Here is a 23,854-nt window from a genome sequence, read left to right on the forward strand (position 1 = left end):
CAGCGCGCCGCCCGGCACCCGTCACGGGCACCGGGCGGCGACGCCCCGTCCACACCGGGTCAGGACGCCTTGGCCAGCGCGTCGGCCAGGTACTGCGCCGCCTGCCGGACGAGCCGCATCCGCTCCCGGTCGGGGGTGTAGTCCTGCACGTTGTCGGAGATCTTCACCTCGGCCTTGGCCGCCGGTCCGGCCCCGGCCTGGAGCGCGGCCTGGAGCTTGCGGGCCGTGTCCAGCCCGGCCGTGTCGGCCTTGGCGGCGGCCAGCAGGAGCTTCGCCGCGCTGCCGGCCGGGGCCTCGGCGCCGGCCTGGGTGAGCGCGGCGGCGTCGTAGCGGCCGGACACCGCGGCGGCCGCGCCGTACAGATCGGGGCGGGACAGCCCGGCGGCGGCCGCGCACGGCGCACCGCCCTCGACGCCGAGGGTGCCCCAGGAGGCCGGGCCGGGCGCCAGGATGCGGAACGAGGCGGCGATGGCGGCGCGCAGCGTCTCGTCGTCGGCGACGGCGGCCGGCGCGGCGGCGACCAGGTCGCAGGGGTGCGCGGTGCCGTTCGGCGCCTCGGGGGCGACCAGGATGAAGGGGCGGGCGCGGCCGGTCTGCAGGGCCGCGGTGAGGCCCTCGAAGACGTCCGGGACCTCGGCGTCGGCGGTCTTGCGCGGGGTGGCCGCCTGCATCACGACGACCGGGAAGCGCGCGTTCGGCTCCTTGGCGTACTGCGGCGGCAGCCAGACCCGGACGGTGCGCGGCTGCCCGTCCGGGCCGGGCACGGCGGACTGCAGCAGTTCACCGCCGCCCGGCTGGCCGACGCCGTCGAAGTGGCTCACGGCGGCCGACGGGGCGCCGGAGGCCGCGGCCGGCTCCGCCACGACGGGCGGCGCCGGCTGCTGCCGGACCGCCGGCCCCCCGCCCGGGCCCGCACCCGCCGCGCCGACCATCGACTCGGCCCGGTCCGATTCCTGGCCGCGGGGGGTCAGGCCGCCGAACGCCCCGAGCGCCGTGAGCAGCGTCAACGCGGTGACGCAGACCCCGCAGATCATCGCTCCGGCCGCCCGCACCAGCATCGGCCAGCGTTCACCGGCCAGTTCGTAGGTCGCGGCGGCGCGCAGGTCGCGCCAGCGCTGGAGCGCGCCGCGGGCCAGCCAGATCCCGCCCAGCGCGGCCATCAGCAGGGGGATGACGAGGAGCGAACGAACCATGGGACGCACCGCCTCGGGAGGAGGGCCGGCGCCGGACGGGACCCGGTGCCGTACGGGGGCGACGGCCCCGGCACCGGGGCACAGTCGGCCCCCAGCGTGCACAACGGGCGGACGGTCGCACGCGGGTGTGCCCGGCGCGTATCGATCGTTCACTCGAAGGTGGGACAACGGGACGGCTCCGGGAGGCCTACGCCGGACACCCGGCCCCACGGTCCCACCCCGAACGGCCCAGCGGCCCAGCGGCCCGACGGCCCGACGGCCCGGCAACGCAGCTCAGCCCGCGCGCAGCGCCACCGTCATCGCCTCGACGGCGAGCAGCGGGTCCACGTTGCGGTCCAGCGCCCGCCGGCAGGCGAGCACCGCCTCGATCCGGCGCAGCGTGCCCTCCGGCGGGCCGTCCTGCGCGACCCGGTTCAGGGCCTGCCGCTGGTCCTCGTTGGCGAGGGTGCCGCTGGAGCCGAGCTGGAGCGCGAGCACGTCCCGGTAGAAGCCGAGCAGGTCGAGCAGCGCGACGCCGAGGGTCTCCCGGCGGGTGCGGGTGGCCCGGCTCTTCTGCCGCTTCTCCAGCTCCTTGACCGCCCCGGCCATGCCGCGCGGCGCCTTGCTGCCCTCGGCGGCGCCGTAGGCGGCCTTCAGGTCGTCGGTCTCCTTGGCGTCCTGGGTCTCGGCGAGCGCCTCGGCGTCGGCCTTGGCGGTGTCGACGAGACGCTGGGCGGCGGCCAGGCAGCCGCCGATGTCGCCGACCTCCAGCGGGATCCGCAGCACCTCGGCGCGGCGGGTGCGGGCCTGGTCGTCGACGGCGAGGCGGCGCGCGCGCTCGACGTCGCCCTGCCCGGCGAGTGCGGCCAGCCGGGCCGTCTCCGGGTCGACGCCGTCGCGGCGGACCAGCATGTCGGCGACGGCCTCGGCGGCGGGCGTGCGCAGGACGAGCAGGCGGCAGCGCGAGCGGATGGTCGGCAGCACGTCCTGGACGGAGGGGGCGCAGAGCAGCCAGACGGTGCGCGGGGAGGGCTCCTCCACGCCCTTGAGCAGCGCGTTCGCGGCGGCCTCGGTGAGCCGGTGGGCGGCGTCGACCAGGATCACCGACCAGCGGCCGCCGGTCGGGTAGCTGGAGGCGCGCAGCACGAGCTCGCGCATGTCGCCGACGCCGATGGACAGGCCGTCGGTCCGGACGTACTTGACGTCGGCGTGGCTGCCGGCCAGCACGGTGTGGCAGCCGTCGCAGAACCCGCAGCCGGGCGTACCGCCGAGCGCGAGGTCCGGGCTGGTGCACTGGAGGGCCGCGGCGAACGCGCGCGCGGCGGTGACCTGCCCGGCCCCGGGCGGGCCGGTGAACAGCCAGGCGTGCGTCATCAGGGAGGCGTTCCCGCCCGGCTGCGGGCCGGCTCCGCGGCCGGCCGCGATCGTCGCCCCGGCCGACCGGGCGGCGGCGGTCAGCTGCTCGACCACCCGCTCCTGGCCCACCAGGTCGTCCCAGACGGCCACTGCTGCTCCCAAGCTCCGTACGGCAGCGCTCCCGGCGCCTCTTCCCCGCCGTCGAGCATACGTGTCCGCTCCGACAGCCACGGCGCCCTCCGGGGCGCCCACCACCGAAAGGAGGCGCCCCACCGCCGAAGGCGACGGGCGGCGCCGCCGGGGCTCTCCACCCCGACGACGCCGCCCGTCGTCCGTACCGCTGTCCTACCGTCGTCCGTACCGCCTTACGCCCGAGGCCGGCCCCGGCCGCCCCTCAGCCCCGACGGCCCCAGCGACGGCCCTTGCCCTTGCCGCCGCCCTCGCCGCCCTCGCCGACCCCGCCCTGGTCGCCCCCGGGGGCGGGCCGGTCCTGGCCGCCACGCGGGTCCTGCGGGGCCGGGCCTCCGTGATTCCAGCGCGCCCACTCGTCACGCGAGCCGAGCAGGGTGTCGGTGAGGCTCGGCAGGTCGTCCATCGGCGTCTCCTCGGCCCACTCCGGCCGGGGTCGCTCGGCGGTGGCCTGCGACTCGTCGGCGGGCTGCGGCTCGTCGCCGACCACCGGCAGCTCGCGGGTGCTGTCCACCGGCTCCTCGCGCCACAGCCCCGGCGGCACCCGGTCCTCGGTACGGCCCGCCTCGGTACGACCCGCCCCCGCACGGCCCGGCTCCACCCGGCCCGGTGCCGGACGCTCCGACAGAGAACGCCCCGGCGCCGGACGCCCCGGCTCGATCCGCGGCAGCACCGCGGTCCGGTCCGCCTCCTCCGTGACCTTCGGCAACACGGCCGTCTCGTCCACGGCGGTCGGCGGGACGACCGGCAGCTGGGCGGTCGCGTCGGCGGCCTCCGCCGCCCGGACGGCCGCCTGGCTGTCCCGCAGCGACAGCTCCCGCGTCGCCTCGTCGGTGCCGCCGGGCCCGGGAGTGCCCACGGGCCCCGCCCCCGGGACGTCCCGGACGGCCCGCAGCTCGGTGGTCACGGCATCCCCGGGAACCGAACCAGCGGCCGGACCGGCAGCCTGACCAGCAGCCGAGCCCGAGGCCGAACCCGCCGAGCCCGCCGCCGCCCGATCCGCCGCCGCAGCCGCGGCCGCAGCCGCGAGCGCGGCGGCCTGCGCCAGCCGGGCCTCCTCGGCCCGCTGCAGCGCCTCCTCCGCCCGGCGGCGCTGCTCCTCGCGCTGGAGCTCCCGCTGCCGCTGCAGCTCCGCCTGGGCGGCCGCCTCGTCGGCGAGGCGCTTGCGCTCGGCGGCCTCCGCGGCCAGCCGGGCGTCCTCCTCGGCCTTCCGCTTGGCCTCCTCCTCGGCGCGGCGGCGGGCTTCCTCCTCCGCCCGACGGCGGGCCTCCTCCTCGGCCTTGCGCCGGGCCTCGGCGGCGGCCCGTTCGGCCTCCTCCTTGGCCAGCCGCTCCTGCTCGGCCTGTTCGGCCCGCAGCTGCGCCAGCACTTCCTGCCGCTTGCGCTCGGCGGCCTCGGCCTCGGCCTTCTTGCGGGCCTCCTCGGCGGCGCGGCGCTCGGCCTCTTCGCGGGCGAGCCGCTCCTGCTCGGCGCGGGCGTCCTTCTCCTGCTCGGAGAGCGGCAGCTCGCGGTCGAGCCGGTGCCGGATGGCGGTGGTGACGAAGCCGGGGGCCTGGCTGCCGTCGACGACCAGGTAGCGCGCCGGGTCGGCGGCCGCGAGGGCGAGGAAGCCGGCCCGGACCCGCTGGTGGAACTCGGTGGGCTCGGACTCCAGCCGGTCGAGCGCCTCGGTGAAGCGCTCCCGGGCCCTGGTCGGGTCGACGTCCAGGACGACGGTCAGGTCGGGGAGCAGCCCGCCGGTCGCCCAGCGGGAGATCCGGGCGACCTCGGTGGCGGCCAGGTCGCGTCCGGCGCCCTGGTAGGCGATGGAGGAGTCCATGTACCGGTCGGTGATCACCACGGCGCCGCGGGCGAGGGCCGGCCGGATGACGTTCTCGACGTGCTCGGCCCGGTCGGCGGCGTAGATCAGCGCCTCGGCGCGGTGCGACAGGCCGGTGTTGCCGACGTCCAGGACGAGGCCGCGCAGCCGCTGGCCGACCGGGCTGCCGCCGGGCTCGCGGGTGAGCACGACCTCGTGGCCCTTGCCGCGGATCCACTCGGCGAGCGCCTGGGCCTGGGTGGACTTGCCGGCGCCGTCGCCGCCCTCCAGGGCGATGAAGAAGCCGGTGCCGGCGCCCTGGCGCGGGGCCGGGCCGACGGCGCCGCGCACCGCGTCGACCAGGTCCCGGCCGAAGGGCGCGGTGCCGCGCCGGTCGTCGGTCCGCAGCAGGACGACGGCGGCGAGAACCAGCGTGAGCAGCCCCGAGGTGGCGACGGCCAGGGCCGCGCCGCCGTGGATGAAGGTGAACGAGCCGGGCTCGACCGTGCCGTACTCGACGTCCCCGTACGCCGCGGCGATCAGCGGGACGACGACCAGCGCGGCGCCGACCACGACCCGCAGCACCGCGTACAGGTGCTCGGTGACCTTCGGCAGCCGGGCCTCCTCGACCTCCTGGCCGAGCAGGGTGCGCCCGGCGGAGACGACGATCCCGGCGGTGAGGCCGGCCAGCACGATGAGGGCCAGGACGAGGACGAAGTCCAGCACCAGCCCGGCCAGGATCAGCGCCACACCCTCGGTGAGCAGCGCCAGCGCGAGCAGGCGGCGGCGGGAGAGCGCGGGCAGCGTGGCCCGGGTGAGCCGGGAGCCGAGGGCGGGCGCCGCAGTGGCGGCGAGGACCAGCAGGCCGTAGCCGATCGGCCCGGCCCGGTGTTCGGCGGCGGTGAGCAGCGCGAGCGCGGCGACGCCGGCCATCGAGGCGTACCCGGCGGCGACGGCGAAGGTGAAGTACGGGGCGCTGCCGGTGCGGCCCTTGCTCAGCGCGGGGCCGGGCGTGGCGTCGGTGGGGGCGCGCAGGCCCTGCAGCGGCGAGTGCGGGGCGACGGCCACCGGGCCGACAGGCAGCTGCTGGAGGTAGTCGCGAGCAGCCGAGGCGGCGAACAGGCCGGCCGCGCCGAGCGCGGCGAAGGTGACCTGGTGGGCCCGGAGCCAGTCCGAGCCGAGAGCGGCGCCGATGTTGTTCAGCAGGGTGAGGGCGACCAGGCCGGCGGCCGCGAGCGGCAGGGTGGCCCAGCCGGTGAAGCGGTCGATGCTCCGGACGGTGTCCAGGTGGGCGGCGGCGGGCCGCTGCTCGGCGGCGGGGGCGTACGGATCGGCGGGCGGCAGCAGGCCGGGGACGGCGGCGTCCTTGGCGATCCCCCGGACCCGCTCGGCGGCACCGGTGACGAACACGGTGGCGAGCAGGACGTAGGCGGCGGCGCCGGAGGGCTTCGGGCCGGAGCCCAGCCAGACGGTCCACCAGGGGGCGAGGCCGATCAGCAGGGCGCACAGCGCGTCGGCGCCGAACAGCGTCCAGCGCCGGTCCAGCCGGCCGGCGACCAGTCGGTGCACCGGTCCGAGCAGCGCGACGCCGACCAGCCCGGTGGCCGCCAGCCGGACGGCGAGGACCGCCGTGACGGCGAAGGCGAGGCTGCGCGGCAAGGCGCCGAACTGGCCGCCGAGGGCGACGGCGATCACGGTGAGCGCGAGCAGCACCAGCAGGCCGAGCCGGTCGGCGGTGCCACCGATCAGCTGGGTGGTCCACAGGCGCCGGTAGGGGCGCGTCCGCAGCAGCGCGCGAGCCCGGTCGACCGGGGTCCCGGCTGGCGCGACCTCGGGCAGCCCGGACGTGGCGTCGCGGGCGGCCGGGGCGGCGCTGGGGGTGGGCTGCTCCTCGCTCGTCATACGGTCAGCGTAGCGGGCTGGGGTTGACCGGAATGAGATGAACGGGGTTCCGGATCCCGCTCATCACCGGGTTGTGACGTTCCGCGCACACCGTCCGACCGGCCTCGGGCCCGCGTCCCCGGGGTGGGGTCGCGGGCCCGTAAGCACTGGCGGGGCACTGGCGAAGGTGCCGGCGAAGGCACTGGCAGCGGCACCGACGGAGCCCCTGCCGGAGGATCCGGAGGAGATCAGCCCTCGTCGGTGGCCGCGGCCTTCCCGACGGCGGTCTTCTTGGCCGCCGTCTTCTTCGCCGCGGTCGCCTTCGTCGCCGTCGTCTTCGTCGCGGTCTTCTTGGCGGCGGTCTTCTTCGCGGCCGCGGTCTTGGTGGCCGTGGTCTTGGTCGCCGTCGCCTTCTTGGCGGTCGCCTTCTTGGCCGGGGCCTTCTTCGCCGTCTTCTTCACCGGCCCGCGCGCCCGCTTCTCGGCGAGCAGCTCGTAGCCGCGCTCCGGCGTGATGGTCTCGACCTCGTCGTCCTTGCGGAGCGTGGCGTTGGTCTCGCCGTCGGTCACGTACGGTCCGAAGCGGCCGTCCTTGACCACGACGGGACGCTCGCTGACCGGGTCGGTGCCCAGCTCCTTGAGCGGCGGGGCGGCGGCGGCCCGGCCGCGCTGCTTGGGCTGGGCGTAGATGGCCAGGGCCTCCTCCAGGGTGACCGTGAACATCTGCTCCTCGTCGGTGAGCGAGCGGGAGTCGGTGCCGCGCTTGAGGTACGGGCCGTAGCGGCCGTTCTGCGCGGTGATCTCCACGCCCTCGGCGTCGGCGCCGACCACGCGCGGCAGCGAGAGCAGCCGCAGCGCGTCCTCCAGGGTGACGGCGTCCAGCGACATCGTCTTCAGCAGCGAGGCGGTGCGCGGCTTGACCGCGTTCTTGCCGGTCTTGGGCGTGCCCTCGGGCAGGATCTCGGTCACGTAGGGGCCGTAGCGGCCGTCCTTGGCGACCAGCATGTTGCCGCTGACCGGGTCCGGGCCGAGCTCGAAGTCGCCGCTGGGCTTGGCCAGCAGTTCCTCGGCCAGCTCGACGGTGAGCTCGTCCGGCGGCAGCTCGTCGGGGATGTCGGCGCGCTGGCCGGGCTCGCCCTCGACGTCGGAGGCGCGCTCGACGTACGGGCCGTAGCGGCCGACCCGCAGGGTGATGTCGTCGCTGATCCGGAACGAGCTGATCTCCCTGGCGTCGATCGCGCCGAGGTCGGTGACCAGTTCCTTCAGGCCGCCCAGGTGGTCGCCGTCGCCGTTGCCGGCCTCGGCGGCGCCGCCGGTCGCGTGGCCGTCGCCCTCGCCGAAGTAGAAGCGCTTCAGCCACGGCACGGACTTGGCCTCGCCGGCCGCGATCCGGTCGAGGTCGTCCTCCATCTTGGCGGTGAAGTCGTAGTCGACCAGCCGGCCGAAGTGCTTCTCCAGGAGGTTGACCACGGCGAAGGAGAGGAAGGACGGGACGAGCGCCGTCCCCTTCTTGAACACGTACCGGCGCTGGATGATCGTGTCGATGATCGACGCGTAGGTGGAGGGGCGACCGATCTCCCGGTCCTCCAGCTCCTTGACCAGCGAGGCCTCGGTGTAGCGGGCCGGCGGCTTGGTGGCGTGGCCCTCGGGGGTGAGCTGCTCGGCGGCCAGCGGGTCGCCCTCGACGACCTGCGGCAGCCGGCGCTCGCGGTCGTCCAGCTCGGCGTTCGGGTCGTCCGCGCCCTCGACGTAGGCCTTGAGGAAGCCGTGGAAGGTGATGATCTTGCCGGAGGCGGAGAACTCGACGTCACGGCCGTCCGCGGACGCGCCGCCGACCTTGACGGTCACCGACTGGCCGACCGCGTCCTTCATCTGGGAGGCGACGGTGCGCATCCAGATCAGCTCGTAGAGCCGGAAGTCGTCACCGGTCAGGCCGGTCTCGGCGGGGGTGCGGAAGCGGTCGCCGGAGGGGCGGACGGCCTCGTGCGCCTCCTGTGCGTTCTTGACCTTGCTGGCGTAGGTGCGCGGGGCGTCCGGCAGGTAGTCGGCCCCGTACAGCTGGGTGACCTGCGCGCGGGCGGCGGAGATCGCGGTCTCCGACAGCGTGGTGGAGTCGGTGCGCATATAGGTGATGAAGCCGTTCTCGTACAGCTTCTGGGCCACCTGCATGGTCCGCTTGGCGCCGAAGCCCAGCTTGCGGCTGGCCTCCTGCTGGAGCGTGGTGGTGCGGAACGGCGCGTACGGCGAGCGGCGGTAGGGCTTGGACTCGACGCTGCGGACGCTGAACGCGGTCTGCTCCAGGGCGGCGGCCAGCTGCCGGGCGGCCTGCTCGTCCAGGTGCAGCGTGTTGGCGCTGCCGGCCTTCAGTCGGCCGTCCGAGCCGAAGTCGCGGCCGGTGGCGATCCGCTTGCCGTCCACCGAGGACAGGCGGGCGCCGAGGGTCTCCGGGTTGGCCGCGTCGGCCGGGGTGCGGCCGGTACCGAAGGTGCCGACCAGGTCCCAGTACGAGGCGGTGCGGAAGGCGATCCGCTCGCGCTCGCGCTCGACCACCAGCCGGGTCGCGACGGACTGCACCCGGCCCGCCGAGAGCTTCGGCATGACCTTCTTCCACAGCACCGGCGAGACCTCGAAGCCGTAGAGGCGGTCGAGGATGCGGCGGGTCTCCTGGGCGTCGACCAGGCGCTGGTTGAGCTCGCGCGGGTTGGCCACCGCCTCCTGGATCGCCGTCTTGGTGATCTCGTGGAAGACCATCCGGTGCACCGGCACCTTGGGCTTGAGCACCTGCTGGAGGTGCCACGCGATGGCCTCGCCCTCGCGGTCCTCATCGGTGGCGAGGAAGAGCTCGTCGGACTCCGCGAGCAGCGACTTCAACTTGCTGACCTGGGACTTCTTGTCCGCGTTGACCACGTAGATGGGGGCGAAGTCGTGGTCGACGTCCACCCCGAGGCGGCGCACCTCGCCGGTGTACTTGTCCGGGACCTCCGCCGCGGTACTGGGGAGGTCGCGGATGTGCCCGACGCTCGCCTCGACGATGTAGCCGGGGCCCAGGTAGCCCTTGATCGTCTTCGCCTTGGCCGGCGACTCGACAATGACGAGTCGCTGTCCGTGCGCGGTCTCGCTGCTCGGGGACACCTTCGCTCTTCTCTCCCGGTCCTTATGTGGGCTGGTCGGCGCCGGCAGCACGGGCTGCGCTCCGCCCGACCCCTCCACCGCCCCGGGGCTGCCGCTGTACGACGACCCCACCAGCGGAGTGTGACCGTACCCCGGCCACTCTTGTCAAACGGAAGGATCCCGCGTTTTCACTTTGCCGGGCTCACCGACGCCACTCGAACGGTAACCCGATGACGGAGGTTCGCGCCCCGTGGAGGGGGGCTTCGGCGGGTTCCGGAGGATGGAATGACGGATTTCAAAATCTGTCAACGGAATATCGACGGCCCCACGGAGGGCCGCAGCGAGGCCTCCGCAGGGCGCCGGCCACCGGTTCCCGGCGAGCCCGACCGGGGTCGGCCGACCGCCCCGGATTCAGCCGTTGACCGCCACGAGCAGCCCGGCACCCGCCGCCAGACAACCCATGCCGAGCACGCTCCACAGCAGGTCGGCGACGGCTGCCCGGCGGACCTCCCCGGCCGCCAGCACCACCCGGCTCGGGCGGCGCGGGTCGTAGCAGATCCGCACCGGGGCGCCCGGAGTGAAGCGGTCCGGACGGCGCAGCGGGGTGTGTCCGCGCGGACGGGTGAGCACCAGCTCGGCGATCCGGCCAGCTCCGGCCCCTTCGGCCGGGGGCAGGACGGAGAAGGAGAGCAGCGGGGCGCTGTCGAGCTGGCCGTGCGCCTCGTCCTCGGCCACGACCGTGGCCACCGCCGACGCCCCCGAGCGGCGCATCCGGTGGCGCAGGCGCACCTCGGCGGCGCACCAGAGCAGCAGCACGCCACCGAAGAGGGCGAGCACCAGCCCGCCCACCGTCGCCGTCGTCGTGTCCACCCCTGGCCCCCGGCTCCCCAGCTCTGTCCACAGCCTGTGGACAGAGCCTCACAGCAGGGGGCCAACGCGCGGCGGCCGACCGGAGACCGCCGGACGAACCGGGGAGTACGGGAAGGTGAACCGGCGCCGACCGCCCCCGCCAGGGGCGCCGCACCGAGGGCGCCGCGCCCGGGTGCATCACCCCGAGGACGCCGCGCCGGGTGCGCCGGGTGCGCCGCGGGTCAGGCGCGCCGCGCCAGGTGAACCGGGTCAGCCTGCCGGGCGGATGAACCCCTGCTCGGTCAGCAGCCGCAGCGACTCGGGCACCCGGTCCCGCAGCACCACCCGGTCCTCGCCGAGCAACTGCGCGATGGCGTCCACGATCTCGCCCGCCGACAGCGAACCGTCACAGACCCCGACGAAACCGGCACCCACCGTGTCCACCTTGGTGGCCCGCCGCATGCCCCGGTTGTGACGCAGGATCACGTGCTCCGGGTCCTCCGCGCCCGGCTCGCCGACCTGCTCCTGGACCACCTCGTCGGCCAGCACGTAACGGGTCGCGAGCAGGCCCGCGTCGTCGTGCGAACGCAGGAAGTCCTGCCGGTCGAACCACTCCTCGATGTGCGGGCCCAGCGGCTGCTCCACCGGGTGCGGCCACTCCTCCACCCGGACGGTCGGGCGCTCCGCGCCGCTCGCCCGCAGGGTGATCCAGCCCATGCCGATACCCTCGACCCGGCCCGCCTCGAAGGCGTCCAGCCACTCGCCGTACCGGGCCTGGTAGTCGCCGCCCGGACCGCGGTGATCGCCGCCGTCCCGCAGCCACAACTCGGCGTACTGGGCGACGTCCTGGACCTCCCGCTGGACGATCCAGGCGTCCAGCCCGGTGCCCGCCACCCAGCCGGCCAGCCGCTCGTGCCAGTCCTCGCCCTTGACGTGCTGCCAGTTGGCGAGCAACTGGCAGTAGCCGCCCGGCTCCAGGTGGTCGGCGGCCGAGCGGACCAGGCTGCGGCACAGGTCGTCGCCGGCCATGCCGCCGTCGCGGTAGGTGAACCGGCCGGTCGGCGAGATCACGAACGGCGGGTTGGAGACGATCAGGTCGAACCGGCGCTCCCCGACCGGCTCGAAGAGGCTGCCGGTGAGTGCCTCCCGCCGCTCGAAACCGGACAGCGCCAGGGTCAGCTCGGAGAAGCGCAGCGCGCGGGGGTTCAGGTCGGTGGTGGTCACCTGCCCGGCGTGCCGGGCCGCGTGCAGCGCCTGCACACCGGAACCCGAACCGAGGTCCAGCGCGGACCGGACCGGACGGCGCACGGTGATGTTGGCCAGCGTCGTCGACGCGCCGCCGACCCCGAGCACCAGGTCCTTGCGGGCCACCCCGTGCGCGGTCTCGCCGGATCCGATACCGCCCGCGCCACCCACCGCGCAGCCCAGGTCGGACACCACCCAGGCGTCCGAACTGTCCATCCCGGCCACCTCGTTGGCATACGGCCGGACGTCCACCGTCGCCCGCACCAGCTCACCGTCGGAGCGCAGCCAGCCGTCGGCCAGGCAGTCCTCGACCGGCAGCGCGGCCGCGGCCACCCGGTACGGCACCGGCTGCTGGAGCAGGAACAGCCGGACCAGCGTCTCCAGCGGGCTGCCGCCCCTGGTCGCCCGCAGCGCCGGCACGGCCTCGCTACGGGCCAACGCCGCATAGCCGGTGGGCCCGAGCAGGTCGAGGCAGCCATCGGCGGTGAACGAGGCGGCGAGCAGCGCCTCACGCAACTTAGCGAGGCGGGTCTGGTCGAGAACGGGGCTACTGATCACCCCGCCATTGTCCCCCGCCCCGGACCGGGCGGCCGCCGGGTCCGGGGCGGGTCGGGGGCCGTCTTCGGGGCCGCCTTCGGGGGCAGGGTCGGGCACCCTCCGGACCGGCGCCGGACCGGCGCCGGGGCGGCCGGCCCGACGGCCCCGGGCTCAGCTCGCGCTGGGCACGGGGGTGGTCGGGGTGGTCGGCGGGGCGGCGGGCGGGCTCGCCGGGGTGGTGTCGGTGCCCGCGGAGGGGGTGGTCGACGGGCTCGCGCCATCCGTCGCGCCGGGCGCGGGCGTCCCACCGGGCGCCCCGGCGCTCGGGGTGGCGGACGCGCCGCCCGGGGCCGCGGCGGCGGGCTTGCAGCCGTCCTGCTTGGCCATGGCCGCGCCGAGGTCGCCGCGCTGCAGCTTGCCCTGCGCCTGCGTGGACAGCGAGGCCAACTGCTGGATCTGGTCCGAGATGCTGCGCAGGCCGTCCGCGAACTTCGACTGGTCGGTGTTGGTCACGGCGTCCAGCTTCTTCTGGATGTCCTGATAGCCGTCGGCCGCCTTGGTCAACTCGGCGACGGCGTCCTTCTGCAGGTTCGCGCCGTCCTTCACCTTGGGCACCCCGGCTGCGGTGATGGCCGCCGCGATGTCCTGGTTGGTCTTGGCCAGCCGCCCGATGTCCGTCGAGAGCCGCTTCTGCAGCTCGGTCGGGGTCTCGCCGGTCTTCACCTGGGCGGTGTCGGCGAGCGCGGCCTGCGCCTGGACGATCGGGTCCTTGGCCGAGCCGCAGACGTTCGACGCCCAGGACTCCAGCTGCTTGCCGTTGTCGTCGCCGCCGCAGCCGACGGCGCCGAACGCGAGCAGCGCGCCGAGGACGGGTACGGCCAGCAGTCGCTTGTTCACCGGGAGGAGCCTTTCGGTTTCGGTCGTCTTCGGTCGTCGAACCTACACGGCCGATGTCCGCCGCCTGGCGACCGGTTCCCGGGCCCCGGGTTGCCCCCACCGGGTGCCCGGCCCCGCTCGGGCGCGCTCGACGCGGATCGGGCGGATCGGATCGCCGGGCCGGACGGCGCGCGGCACGCCGACCGGCGTGCCGAAGCGGACCTCTTCGCTCCCGGTGCTCACCGAGGAGCTGGTCGGCAGCTCGGCCCGGAGCGCCTCGGTGGTGGGTGCGGCCTTCAGCGTGGCGGCGGCCTGTCCGGCCTGCCTGGCCTGTCGACCGGCCGCAGAATGCGAATCCGCAGGGGCTTCCTTGTCGCGACGGGTCCGATCACCGATCGGACCCGGTCGTGCCGGAAGCAGCGAACCGCCAGATTCAACAACGTTTCAACGCATCCCAGAGGACCGGGCCGACGCCCGGACCACCCCGGGCACGCGAGGCACGCCGAAGGCCGGGCCCTCAGACCACCACGGACTCGACCGAGACCGGCCAGCTCATCCGGATCAGGCCGCCGTCCGTGCCGTTGGTGACCTCCAGGTCCTCGACCAGGCCGGTGATCACGGCGAGGCCGAGGGTGTCCTCGTCCGGGTCCGCCCCCTCGGCGGCACCGGGGGCCGGGACGGCGGCGGGGCCGGCCTCGTCCTCGACCTCGATGAGGAAACGCTTCTCCTGGTCGGTCAACGCGACCCGGACCGTGCCACCGATGCCGCCGCGCTGGTGCAGGCCGACCGCACGGGAGCAGGCCTCACCGACCGCGAGCCGTACCTCGTCGAGCACCGACTCGTCGACCCCGGCCCGTCTCGCGACGGCCGCGGCGACCAGCCGGGCCGTTCGCACGTGCTCCGGAAGCGCACTGAATCGAAGTTCGACGGTTGCCATCTCTCCCCTTCGGGGTGCTCCGACCAGGGCCGACGATGCGGCCCCTGCGGGCCGGCGGAACCGGCCCCGGGGCGGCCGGGAAGCACCGGGGCCCGCAGGCCCCGGCACCCCGGACGCTTGGAACGAACGGGCCGGCCTCCACGGGCACGGGCCGGCCCGGCCGCGTCAGTCGGTCGCGTTGACCGCGTCGTCCACCGAGGTGTGGATCGGGAAGACCTTGGTCAGGCCGGTGATGCGGAAAATCTTCAGGATGCGCTCCTGGTTGCAGACCAGGCGCAGCGAGCCCTCGTGGGCACGCACCCGCTTCAGACCGCCCACCAGCACACCGAGACCGGTCGAGTCGAGGAAGTCAACGCCTTCCATGTCGACGACGAGGTGGTACTTGCCGTCGTTGACGAGCTCGACCAGCTGCTCCCGCAGCTTCGGGGCGGTGTACACATCGATCTCGCCGCCAACCTCGACGACCGTACGATCGCCGACTGAACGGGTCGACAGGGACAGGTCCACGGAACCTCCAGCACCTTGCCTTGCTACGTCATGTGCGATCCTCGGCCGGCCGGCCGCCACCGCATGGTCGCGAGCCCGGGCGCGCCCAGCCACACGTGGCAAGCCTCGGCGCTGCGACCCACGGCCATCCGGCCGTCACGGCCACATTCAACCACCTGCGACCATGCCCGCACGATGGCTTACGACGATTCTCCGTCACGCCGGTGACACACTGGGTCCTCATGCCGCCCCGACACAGCCTGCCCGAGGCACTGCTCACGACCCTGTCCACCAGCCGGGGGCGGTCCGACCGGCTCACCCATACGGAGCACCTTCCCGCCCGACCTGCGCGTTATGCGCCGTGGCCCGAGTCGATCCGGCCCGAGATCGTGGCCGCCGCCCTCGCCGTCGGCGTGGAGCAGCCCTGGGCGCACCAGGCAGAAGCGATGAATCTGGCCAAAAGCGGTCAGACTGTGGTGATCGCCACAGGCACCGCCTCGGGCAAGTCGCTCGGCTACCTGGCCCCGGTCCTCAGCGACCTGCTGGACGGCACCGAGGCCCGCAACGGCCGCGGCGCCACCGCGCTCTACCTCGCCCCGACCAAGGCGCTCGCCGCCGACCAGCGCCGCCGGGCCGCCGAACTCGCCCCGCCCCGGGTCCGACCCGCCCTCTACGACGGCGACACCCCGCCCGAGGAACGCGAGTGGGTCCGCCAGTACGCCTCGTACGTGCTCACCAACCCGGACATGCTGCACCGCGGCATCCTGCCCGCCCACGCCCGCTGGGCCTCCTTCCTCAAGGTGCTGCGCTACGTGGTCGTCGACGAGTGCCACAGCTACCGGGGCGTGTTCGGCTCGCACGTCGCCCAGGTGCTCCGACGGCTGCGCCGCATCTGCGCCCGATACGGTTCGTCACCCACCTTCCTGCTCGCCTCCGCCACCACCGCCGACCCGGCCGCCACCGCCGAGCGCCTGACCGGCCTGCCCGCCCGGGCGGTCACCGAGGACGCCTCGCCGCGCGGACCGATGGTCTTCGGCCTCTGGGAGCCGCCGCTGACCGAGAACGTCGGCGAACACGGCGCGCCCGTCCGCCGCACGGCCACCGCCGAGGCCGCGCACCTGCTGACCGACCTGGTCGAGCGCCAGACCCGCACCGTCGTCTTCGTCCGCTCCCGCCGGGCCGCCGAACTCGTCGCCCTCCAGACCCAGGACCAGCTCGGCCGACCGCTCGCCGACCGGGTGGCCGCCTACCGCGGCGGCTACCTCGCCGACGAACGCCGGGCCCTGGAACGCGCGCTGCACAGCGGCCGGCTGCTCGGACTCGCCTCCACCTCCGCTCTCGAACTCGGCGTCGACGTCTCCGGCCTCGACGCCGTCCTGATGGCCGGCTACCCCGGCACCCGGGCCTCGCTCTGGCAGCAGGCCGGGCGGGCGGGCCGCGAGGCCCAGGGCGCGCTGGCCGTCCTGATCGCCCGGGACGACCCGCTGGACACCTACCTGGTGCACCACCCGGAGGCGCTGTTCGCGGCGCCCGTCGAAGCCACCGTGCTCGACCCGGACAACCCCCACGTCCTCGCGCCGCACCTGTGCGCGGCAGCCGCCGAACTCCCGCTCACCGACGCCGACCTGGAGCTGTTCGGCCCTTCCACCGCACCGCTGCTGCCCGTCCTGGAACGGCGCGGCCTGCTGCGCCGGCGCAGCGACGGCTCCTGGTACTGGACCCGCCGCGAACGCGCGGCCGACGCCGTCGACCTGCGCGGCAGCGGCGGCAGCCCGGTGCAGATCGTCGAGGCCGACACCGGCCGCCTGCTCGGCACGGTGGACGCCGCGGCCGCCCACACCACCGTCCACACCGGGGCCGTCCACCTGCACCAGGGCCGCACCTTCCTGGTCCGGGAACTCGACCTGGAGAACTCGGTCGCCCTGGTCGAGCCGGCCGACCCGCCGTACACCACGGCCGCCCGCGACATCACCTCCATCTCCGTGCTCGACACCGACACCACCGTTCCCTGGGGCGAGGGCCGGCTCAGCTTCGGTTCGGTGGAGGTGGTCAACCAGGTGGTCGGCTACCTCCGGAAGCGGATCTCCACCGGGGAGATCATGGGCGAGAGCAAGCTCGACCTGCCGCCCCGCACGCTGCGCACCCGCGCGGTCTGGTGGTCCGTCACCGAGGGCCAGCTGCTGGACGCGGACCTTCCGCTCGACCAGCTGCCCGGCGCCGCCCACGCCGCCGAGCACGCCTCGATCGGCCTGCTGCCGCTGTTCGCCACCTGCGACCGCTGGGACATCGGCGGGGTCTCCGTCCCGCTGCACCCCGACACCGAACTGCCCACCGTGTTCGTCTACGACGGCCACCCGGGCGGGGCCGGCTTCGCCGAACGCGGCTTCCAGCGGGCCGTCGAGTGGCTGACGGCCACGCGCGAGGCGATCGCCTCCTGCGAGTGCGAGCGCGGCTGCCCGTCCTGCGTCCAGTCACCCAAGTGCGGCAACGGGAACGAGCCGCTGGACAAGGCCGCAGCCGTCCAACTGCTGGATGTCCTGCTGGCCGGCGCCCCCACGACGGCAGGCGCCCGGACGGCAGGCTCCAGGACGGCGGACCCCTCAGTGGACCCTGGAGCGGCGACTCCCTCAGCAGACTCCTCAACAGGCCCTTCAGCGGACCCCTCAGCGAACCCCTCAGCGAGCTCCGAAACGGACCACGAGACGGACCCCGAGAAGGACTCCGGGGCGAAGCCCGAGCCGAGCGCGGACGGTGGGCCGCCGACCGGCTCATGAGCCCGCCGCCGAGCCGCCGGTCGGCCCGCCGAGGCCGTCCTCGGCGGCGGTGACCGCGGCCCGCACCGGCCCGGCCCGCGCCCTCGCCCGCGCCGGGCCGACCGGCAGACGCGCCGGCAGCCCACCGACCGTCACCTCGGCCACCACCTCGACGGCGTCCCCCGTCCGGTCCACCGTGCAGGACACCAGACCGGCGCCCTGCGCGGCGGCGATCCCCTCGGCCCGCCCGCACCCGCCGTCCGGGTCCAGCAGCAGCCGGTCCGCGGCCGCGAGCGCCGCCAGGTCGGCGGCCGACTCGGCCCGGTGCCGCGCGGCGACCACCGCTCCGACCGCGATCGTCCCGGCGAAGACCGCCGTGCCGAGCATCGCCAGGGCGAGCAGCCAGACCGTCGCCGAACCGGCATCCGGCCCGCGCCCGCCGACGGCGGCCGCCCGGGCGGTACGAGTCCTCGCCCACCGCCGCACCCCTGCCCGCACCCCGGTCAGGCCGGCCATGAACCACCACCTCCCGCGATTCCCGCACCTCCCGTGACCCCCACGAGGGTGTCCTCCCGCGCCGCCACCGCGGTCGCGCCCAGCCGTACCGCGAGCAGCCCGCCGAGCCTGCCCGGCGCCCCGCACGGCGCGTCCACCTCCACCCGAACCACCTCCGCCGCCATCGCCACCCGCACCTGAGCCCCCGGCGGCGCGGCCGCACGGGCGAGTTCGGCGGCGTCCGCCTCCCCGCGTGCGGCCGCCCTGGCCCCGACCCGGGCCGCGTCCACACAGCGGATCTGCGCGGCCGCCGCCAGTACGCCCCAGATCAGCATCGCCGCGAGCAGGACGAGCGCCGGCAGGGCCACCGCGGTCTCCGCCGTGACGAAGCCCGCATCTCCACGACGGCCCGGCCGCAGCGACCACGCCCGCCCGCCACCACATGCCGCCCCCAGGCCAGGGCGAGCCTTCGGCCTCCCGCCATCCACCCGGAGGCGGTGCGCGGCGGCGTCGGGGTGCGCGCACCGAACGGCAGCGGAGGGGCCCGACCCGGAGGGGGCACCTCCCGGCCGAAGGCCGGGGGACGCCTGCCGGCCGACGGCAACGCGACGAGACGCGTCCCCCAACGCCGCCGCGCAGGCGGGAGTTCGCGGACGGTCGCTAGGTCGCATGAAGCGCCCGTTCCAGTGAATCGGTCAGCGCCCCCATGATGGTCGCGCTGGTCACCACCTTGTACAGCCCGGCCGCGAGGGCACACGCGGCCAAGGTGCCGACGGCGTATTCCGCCGTGGTCATCCCGGCGTCCGACCGGCCCCGGCTCCGGGCCATCCCGCGCATCCGGCGGGCCGCCCAGCGGCTCCTGCGCCGCCACACCCCGGGCGCCTGACGGAGCGCGCGCCCGCTGCCGGGCCTCGTTGCGATCACTGCGGTCATGAATCTCTCCTGTCTCCGAAATTCCGAAATACCGATGCCCCGCCATACCGATGTCCCCGATGCCTCCTACGCGGCTGCCGCCGACGCCGCTGCCCACGGCTCCGCCGCCGATCCGCTTGGCGCGGCCCCGCGTTCACCCGCCCTGGGCGAAGCGGGTGGTGAGGCCGATGACGACCGGCACCACGCCGATCAGGACGAAGGCCGGGAGGAAGCAGAGCCCGAGCGGAGCGGTGGCGAGCACCCCCGCCCGGCGGACCCGGGCTTGGGCCGCCCGGGCCGCCGCCGTCCGCCGCCCCTGCGCGAGCCCGATCAAGGGCCCGGCCGCCGGAGCCCCGCCGAGGCTCGTCCGGACCAGGCAGCGGGCCAGCGGGGCCAGCGACGGGTGCTGCTCGCCCAAACGGCTCCAGCACAGTTCCGGCGGCGCACCCAGGGCCAGTTCGGCACCGATCGCGATCAGCCGGGGCCCCATCGGTGCCCCCACGCTCCGGCCGACCGCCGACACCGCTGCCGAGGGTGAGGCCGCCGAACCGAGGCAGGCCGCCAACAGCTCGGCACTCAGAGGGAGTTGTCTGGTCAGCAGCTCCTCCTCCAGGACCGCCCGCCGCTCCGTCGGGGACCGCACCCGGGCCGACCACCGGTGCACGCCCGCCGCCAGCAGCGCCCCGACGACCACCCCGACGGCGCCGCCGAGCAACACCGTCGCGCCGGCCCCGGCGCCCACAGCCAGAGCCACAGGCCGCCAACGCCCGCCACCACGACCGCCGCCACCACCAGATGCCGGCGGCACTCGCACCAACACCCGCCCGAACAACCGCCGTTGTCGCGCCCACCCGCGCACCAGCACCACACCGGCCACCACCACCGGACCCCCGGCGATCACCCACCCGACTCCCCGGATCACCCCGACACCACCTCCGCCCGCGCCCGTACCCGTGAGAGCCCGCAGCTCCCGCCGCCACCAGCGCCCCGCTCCCCGGCAGCCCGCCGGGGAGCCTCCAGGGCGCCCTGAGCGCCCTGAGTCGCCGCCCGGACGATGCAGGCCGTCCAGAACACGCCCAGGCCCTCCAGTGCCGCCCCCGCCGCGAGGCACCCCAGCCCGGCCGGCGTGTGCAGCAGGATGCCCACCGGCCCGGCCCCGAGCGCCGCCCCCAGCAGCAGCCCGGCGGCCGGCAGGGCGGCCAGGACGGCGATCGTGGTCCGCGGCCCCGCCAGTTCCCCGGCAATCTCCTCCGCCAGCGCCCGCTCGCCGCGCAGCGCCTCCGCCACCCGGTCCAGCGCGACGGCCAGCCCCGACCCGCCGTCGGAGGCGACCCGCCAGCAGGCCGCGATCGCCGACGCCCCGCTCCCACCCGGCAGTTCGGCGAGCAGGTGCAGCGCGGCGGGCACGTCCCCGCCGTACCGGCCCGCCGCGAGCCGCGCCACCGGTTCCTCGCCGAGTCGGCGCAGCCCGTCCGGGTCGGCCGCGAGGCGGGCCGTGACCAGGTGCAACGCCTGCTCCGGCGTCGCCCCGCCACGCAACTCCCCTGCCAGCCCTGTGCAGAGCTCCACCACGGCGGCCGCTCGCCGCCCGGCCTCCACCGTCACGCGCCGTCGCAGCCGCCACCGCCGCAGCGGCAGTACGGCCAGCCCGGCGGCGAGCACCGGCAGCGGCGAGGAGGTCGCCTGCCCGGCCGCCAACCCCACCGGCAGGAGCAACAGTTCGGGCGCCGGCCAGTCGGACGTCCGCGGCCGGGCGCGCCCCGCGGTCACCGGCGGCGGGCCCGGCACCGGAACGGGCGGGGGCCCGCTGCCCGCCAGCACCAGCCTGTACCGCCGCCCGCCCGGCAGCTGTTCCTGCACCGCACGCCATGCGGCGACGGCCAGCAGGCACAGCACCAATGCCCAGCAGAAAGAACTCTGATCACTCATCACGTCAGGACCCTCCCGGTCGTCGGTCTTTCCTGTTCCACGCCCCGAGCAGCGTCAGGGCGCCCGCCACGCACCCGCCCAGCAGCAGGACGAACGCGAGTTCCGCCGCCCGCACGGCCGCACTCGCCAACCCGGCCGCACCCACCAACCCGGCTGCACCTGCCAACCCGGCCACCGCCGCCGTCACGTCGGCCCCGCAGCGAGCGACACCCCGCGCACCGCCAGCAGCCCGACCAGTCGCTCCCAACCCGCCCCGGGGACCAGACCGCCCGCCACCGGGAACTCCACCGCCGGGGTGGTGACGGCCAGGCCGTCACGGCCGGCGGCCAACGTGTGGATCTCCGCCACCCGTCGGCGCCCCGAGCCCGGCTCCCTGACCAGGTGCACCACCAAGTCGAGCGCGGCCCGGAGTTGGCTGTGCAGCGCGGGCCGGTCGAGCCCGGCGAGCGAGCCCAGCGCCTCCAGCCGGACCGGCACGTCCGCCGCCGTGTTGGCGTGCACCGTGCCGCAGCCGCCTTCGTGCCCGGTGTTCAGCGCGGCCAGCAGGTCCGATACCTCGGCCCCGCGGACCTCTCCGATCACCAGCCGGTCCGGACGCATCCGCAGTGCCTGCCGGACGAGGTCCCGCAGCGTGAGCTCACCCAGCCCCTCCTGGTTGGGCGGTCTGCTCTGCAACCGGACGACGTGCGGATGGGCCGGCCGCAGTTCGGCGGAGTCCTCCGCGATGACGATCCGCTCCTCCGGCCCGACCAGGCCGAGCAAGGCCGCGAGCAGCGTGGTCTTGCCCGTGCCCGTCCCGCCGGACACCAGCAGCGACAGCCTGGCCCGCAGGATGCCGGCCAGCAGGCCGGCGCCCTCCGGCGGCAGCGCCCCGCCCGCCACCAGTTCGTCGAGCGTGAACGGCTGGGGCCGGCAGACCCGCAGCGAGATGTGCGTGCAGCCGGCCGCGATCGGCGGCAGCACGGCGTGCAGGCGGGTGCCGTCCGGCAGCCGGGCGTCCACCCAGGGCCGCGCGTCGTCCAGCCGCCGTCCGGCCGCGGTGGCCAGCCGGTGGGCCAGCCGCCGTACCGCCTCGGCGTCGGCGAACCGGATTCCGGTGGCCCGGTGCAGGCCGCCGCCACGGTCGACCCACACCTCGTCCGGACCGTTCACCAGGACGTCCGTGACGTCGGGCGCCGCCAGCAGCCGCTCCAGCGGGCCCGCACCCACCAGTTCGGCGCGCAGCGAGCGCACGGTGTCCAGGACTTCGTCCCCGCCGAGCGGCGGCCGGGTGGCCCGCAGCACGGCCGCGACCGACCCCGCCGTCGGGGCGGCACCCGACTCGGCCAGCCGCAACCGGACCGCGTCCACCAGCTCCGCCGTCCGCTCCTCCCGGGCGGTGCGCCCGTACGGGCAGGGGTGGCGCGGCGCCTCGGGTGGCCCGCCGGGCGGCGGCACGATCCTGAGCGGCCGGTGCTCCCGCGCACCGTCGCCCCGGCTCTTCGGACCGCCCCCCGCCCGCACGGTGGGGCCTGTTCTGCGCAGACGGACCATCAGTACACACCTCCTCCGACCGCCGGCACCGGCGGCAACACCTCGTCCAGGAAGGTCTCGCAGAAGCGCGCGAGCGGGCCGCCGTCCCGGATGCCGGGCGGGACGCCCTTCTCGACGTCCTCCGCCAGGCCGGGCTCCGGCTCCAACTCCCCCGCGAGCTCCAGCCGCAGCCCGCGGGCGATGCGGTGGGCCGGGAGTCCGAAGGTGCGCGGTGACCGCACCACCGCCCGGACGTCCCCGAGCCGCATCCGGGCGGCCGCCGCGACCCGGTCGGCGGCGGCCACCGCGCGCAGTTCGGCCGGCACCACCAGCAGCGCCAGGTCGGATTGCTCCAGCGCCTGCCCGGCGGCCGCGTCGAGATGGCGCGGCACGTCGACGACGACCAGCCCGCCGCGCCGCCGGGAGGCGGCCAGCACGCTGCGCATGGCCTCCGGCGGCACGGTCAGGGTGTCGCCGCGGTCCCAGGACAGGCAGGAGAGCGCGGAGATCCGTTTGAGCACCGGTAGCGCCCTGGCCAGTTCGACCCCGCTGACCCGCCCGCGCGAACCGGCCAGATCGGGCCAGCGCAGCCCGCGGGCCGCCTCGCCGCCGAGCAGGATGTCGAGGCCGCCGCCCAGCGGATCTCCGTCGATGAGCATCGTCCGCCGCCCCGCCCGCGCGGCCGTGACCGCGAGGGCGCAGGCCAGGGTCGAGGCCCCGGCCCCGCCCCGGCCGCCGAGCACGGCGACGGTGAGCGCCGGGGAGCCGGCGCCCTCGGCCGCGTCGGCGATCCGGTCGAGCAGCCAGGCTTCGGCGTCGGGGAGGAACAGCACGTGCTCGGCGCCGAGTTGGACGGCTCTGACCCACACCCCGGCGTCGTCGAGGTCCAGCCCGAGCAGCAGCACCCCGCCGCGCCGGCCGAGCCCGGCGCACCGGGCGGCCTGGTCGTCCCCGATGAGCACCAGTGAGGCGCCCTCCCAGAGCTCGCGCGGCGGTGGTGCGCCCCGGATCAGCCTCGGTTCGGTGCCGGCGGCCGCGCAGAGCCGCAGCAGGTGCTCGGCCAGGCCCTCGTCCTCGGTGACGACGAGCGGACCGGTGGCCCCGGGCCCTTCGGTGGTGGCGTGGTCGGCGATCGGCGTCGACATGGCGGGCTCCCCTCTGCGCCGACGGCCGCCAGGGGCGGTCCGGGGCGCACGTCGGACGGTTCCGGCGAACGGCCGCCCGGCAGACCTCGTGGGAGAGAGGGAGGTGAGATCCGCCCGGCGACCGCCGCCGACCATCACGGTGGGGGGAGATCGGGATTCCGTCATCCACGATGCGAATCCCTGTGGATAACTCGTGGGCTGTGGAGGAAAACGTTCACCCGGGCGGGGGATTAATCGTCAAAGAATTGACGATCGGGGATCACGGAGACGAACCGGAAGCCCGTCGCGCCCCCCGCCGGCCACCCGGCAGACCCTCCCGGAGGCCGCTCGGACACCCCGCCGCAGCAGCCCGGCCCACCGATCGGAACCAGCCGAAGAGCCATGGGCAGCCATGAGCAAATGGCGACACAGAGTGACGAAAGGTGGTCAGTGGACCAGGGTGTCGACACCCCCTGTACACCGTCGGCGGGGCGGCCGCGGCGCTCGCCGCGAAGGGCCTTCAGGCCCTGAAAATGGCCCCGGACGTGCGACGACCCCCGCCGGGGGGGAGAGCGGGGGTCGTCTATCCACAGCCCGACTCGGGGGGGAGGAGCCGGACCGGGTTAGCACGGTCGCGAACGATCCGTGACTTCCATGGTGTACCCGAGCGGCCAGAAACACAAACCCGCACGC

At 75.5% G+C, this 23,854-nt stretch carries 17 protein-coding genes; 1 reads left to right on the forward strand and 16 read right to left on the reverse strand.

Annotated features, from left to right (window positions below; all coding sequences use genetic code 11):
* Positions 1 to 59: 59 nt before the first annotated feature.
* The 9 genes from ACFWPI_RS11720 to bldG all read right to left on the reverse strand — a co-directional run bounded on the left by ACFWPI_RS11720 (position 60) and on the right by bldG (position 14,457).
* Positions 60 to 1,193, reverse strand: coding sequence for a hypothetical protein (locus tag ACFWPI_RS11720; RefSeq protein WP_063348701.1), 1,134 nt, complete (start codon positions 1,191 to 1,193; stop codon positions 60 to 62).
* A 273-nt stretch (positions 1,194 to 1,466) separates the two neighbouring features.
* A complete protein-coding gene (locus tag ACFWPI_RS11725) occupies positions 1,467 to 2,678 on the reverse strand; it encodes a DNA polymerase III subunit delta' (protein ID WP_380373045.1) in 1,212 nt (403 codons plus the stop codon).
* Positions 2,679 to 2,922: 244 nt separating this feature from the next.
* Positions 2,923 to 6,417, reverse strand: a complete 3,495-nt coding sequence (gene tmk / locus ACFWPI_RS11730) for a dTMP kinase (RefSeq protein WP_380373015.1) — start codon at positions 6,415 to 6,417, stop codon at positions 2,923 to 2,925.
* A 227-nt stretch (positions 6,418 to 6,644) separates the two neighbouring features.
* Positions 6,645 to 9,527 carry a type I DNA topoisomerase gene (topA, locus tag ACFWPI_RS11735; RefSeq protein WP_380373017.1) on the reverse strand — a complete coding sequence of 961 codons (2,883 nt, stop codon included), beginning with the start codon at positions 9,525 to 9,527 and terminating at the stop codon, positions 6,645 to 6,647.
* Positions 9,528 to 9,917: 390 nt separating this feature from the next.
* Complete coding sequence (locus ACFWPI_RS11740) at positions 9,918 to 10,376, reverse strand: DUF3592 domain-containing protein (protein WP_063348697.1); 459 nt, start codon at positions 10,374 to 10,376, stop codon at positions 9,918 to 9,920.
* Positions 10,377 to 10,625: 249 nt separating this feature from the next.
* Positions 10,626 to 12,158, reverse strand: coding sequence for a methyltransferase (locus tag ACFWPI_RS11745; RefSeq protein ID WP_063348696.1), 1,533 nt, complete (start codon positions 12,156 to 12,158; stop codon positions 10,626 to 10,628).
* A gap of 150 nt (positions 12,159 to 12,308) precedes the next feature.
* Complete coding sequence (locus ACFWPI_RS11750; RefSeq protein WP_380373022.1) at positions 12,309 to 13,034, reverse strand: hypothetical protein; 726 nt, start codon at positions 13,032 to 13,034, stop codon at positions 12,309 to 12,311.
* A gap of 496 nt (positions 13,035 to 13,530) precedes the next feature.
* Complete coding sequence (locus ACFWPI_RS11755; protein WP_063348694.1) at positions 13,531 to 13,950, reverse strand: ATP-binding protein; 420 nt, start codon at positions 13,948 to 13,950, stop codon at positions 13,531 to 13,533.
* Between the two features lie 165 nt (positions 13,951 to 14,115).
* Positions 14,116 to 14,457, reverse strand: a complete 342-nt coding sequence (gene bldG, locus ACFWPI_RS11760) for an anti-sigma factor antagonist BldG (RefSeq protein WP_049659132.1) — start codon at positions 14,455 to 14,457, stop codon at positions 14,116 to 14,118.
* A gap of 221 nt (positions 14,458 to 14,678) precedes the next feature.
* On the opposite strand from bldG, the gene ACFWPI_RS11765 reads away from it, so the two are divergent.
* Positions 14,679 to 17,210, forward strand: a complete 2,532-nt coding sequence (locus ACFWPI_RS11765; RefSeq protein ID WP_380373026.1) for a DEAD/DEAH box helicase — start codon at positions 14,679 to 14,681, stop codon at positions 17,208 to 17,210.
* Here ACFWPI_RS11765 and ACFWPI_RS11770 read toward each other — a convergent pair.
* The 7 genes from ACFWPI_RS11770 to ssd all read right to left on the reverse strand — a co-directional run bounded on the left by ACFWPI_RS11770 (position 17,205) and on the right by ssd (position 23,182).
* Positions 17,205 to 17,705, reverse strand: coding sequence for an Rv3654c family TadE-like protein (locus tag ACFWPI_RS11770; RefSeq protein WP_380373029.1), 501 nt, complete (start codon positions 17,703 to 17,705; stop codon positions 17,205 to 17,207). The two genes, ACFWPI_RS11765 and ACFWPI_RS11770, sit on opposite strands and share 6 nt — an antisense overlap.
* Positions 17,693 to 18,052: a TadE family type IV pilus minor pilin gene (locus ACFWPI_RS11775; protein ID WP_380335660.1), complete on the reverse strand. Its 360-nt coding sequence runs from the start codon at positions 18,050 to 18,052 to the stop codon at positions 17,693 to 17,695. The genes ACFWPI_RS11770 and ACFWPI_RS11775 overlap by 13 nt, the downstream gene beginning before the upstream one ends.
* A gap of 292 nt (positions 18,053 to 18,344) precedes the next feature.
* On the reverse strand, positions 18,345 to 18,617 hold the full coding sequence (locus ACFWPI_RS11780; RefSeq protein ID WP_063348693.1) for a DUF4244 domain-containing protein: 273 nt from the start codon (positions 18,615 to 18,617) through the stop codon (positions 18,345 to 18,347).
* A 133-nt stretch (positions 18,618 to 18,750) separates the two neighbouring features.
* Positions 18,751 to 19,350: a type II secretion system F family protein gene (locus ACFWPI_RS11785; RefSeq protein WP_380373033.1), complete on the reverse strand. Its 600-nt coding sequence runs from the start codon at positions 19,348 to 19,350 to the stop codon at positions 18,751 to 18,753.
* A 164-nt stretch (positions 19,351 to 19,514) separates the two neighbouring features.
* A complete protein-coding gene (locus ACFWPI_RS11790) occupies positions 19,515 to 20,525 on the reverse strand; it encodes a type II secretion system F family protein (RefSeq protein ID WP_380373035.1) in 1,011 nt (336 codons plus the stop codon).
* 183 nt (positions 20,526 to 20,708) lie between these two features.
* Entirely contained in the window at positions 20,709 to 22,058 is a 1,350-nt protein-coding gene (locus ACFWPI_RS11795; protein ID WP_380373037.1) for a TadA family conjugal transfer-associated ATPase, read from the reverse strand.
* Positions 22,058 to 23,182, reverse strand: coding sequence for a septum site-determining protein Ssd (ssd, locus tag ACFWPI_RS11800; RefSeq protein ID WP_063348677.1), 1,125 nt, complete (start codon positions 23,180 to 23,182; stop codon positions 22,058 to 22,060). Before ssd ends, ACFWPI_RS11795 begins: the two co-directional genes overlap by 1 nt.
* Positions 23,183 to 23,854 lie beyond the last annotated feature (672 nt).

This window comes from Kitasatospora sp. NPDC058492 (genome assembly GCF_042720685.1).
Lineage (GTDB): Bacteria > Actinomycetota > Actinomycetes > Streptomycetales > Streptomycetaceae > Kitasatospora.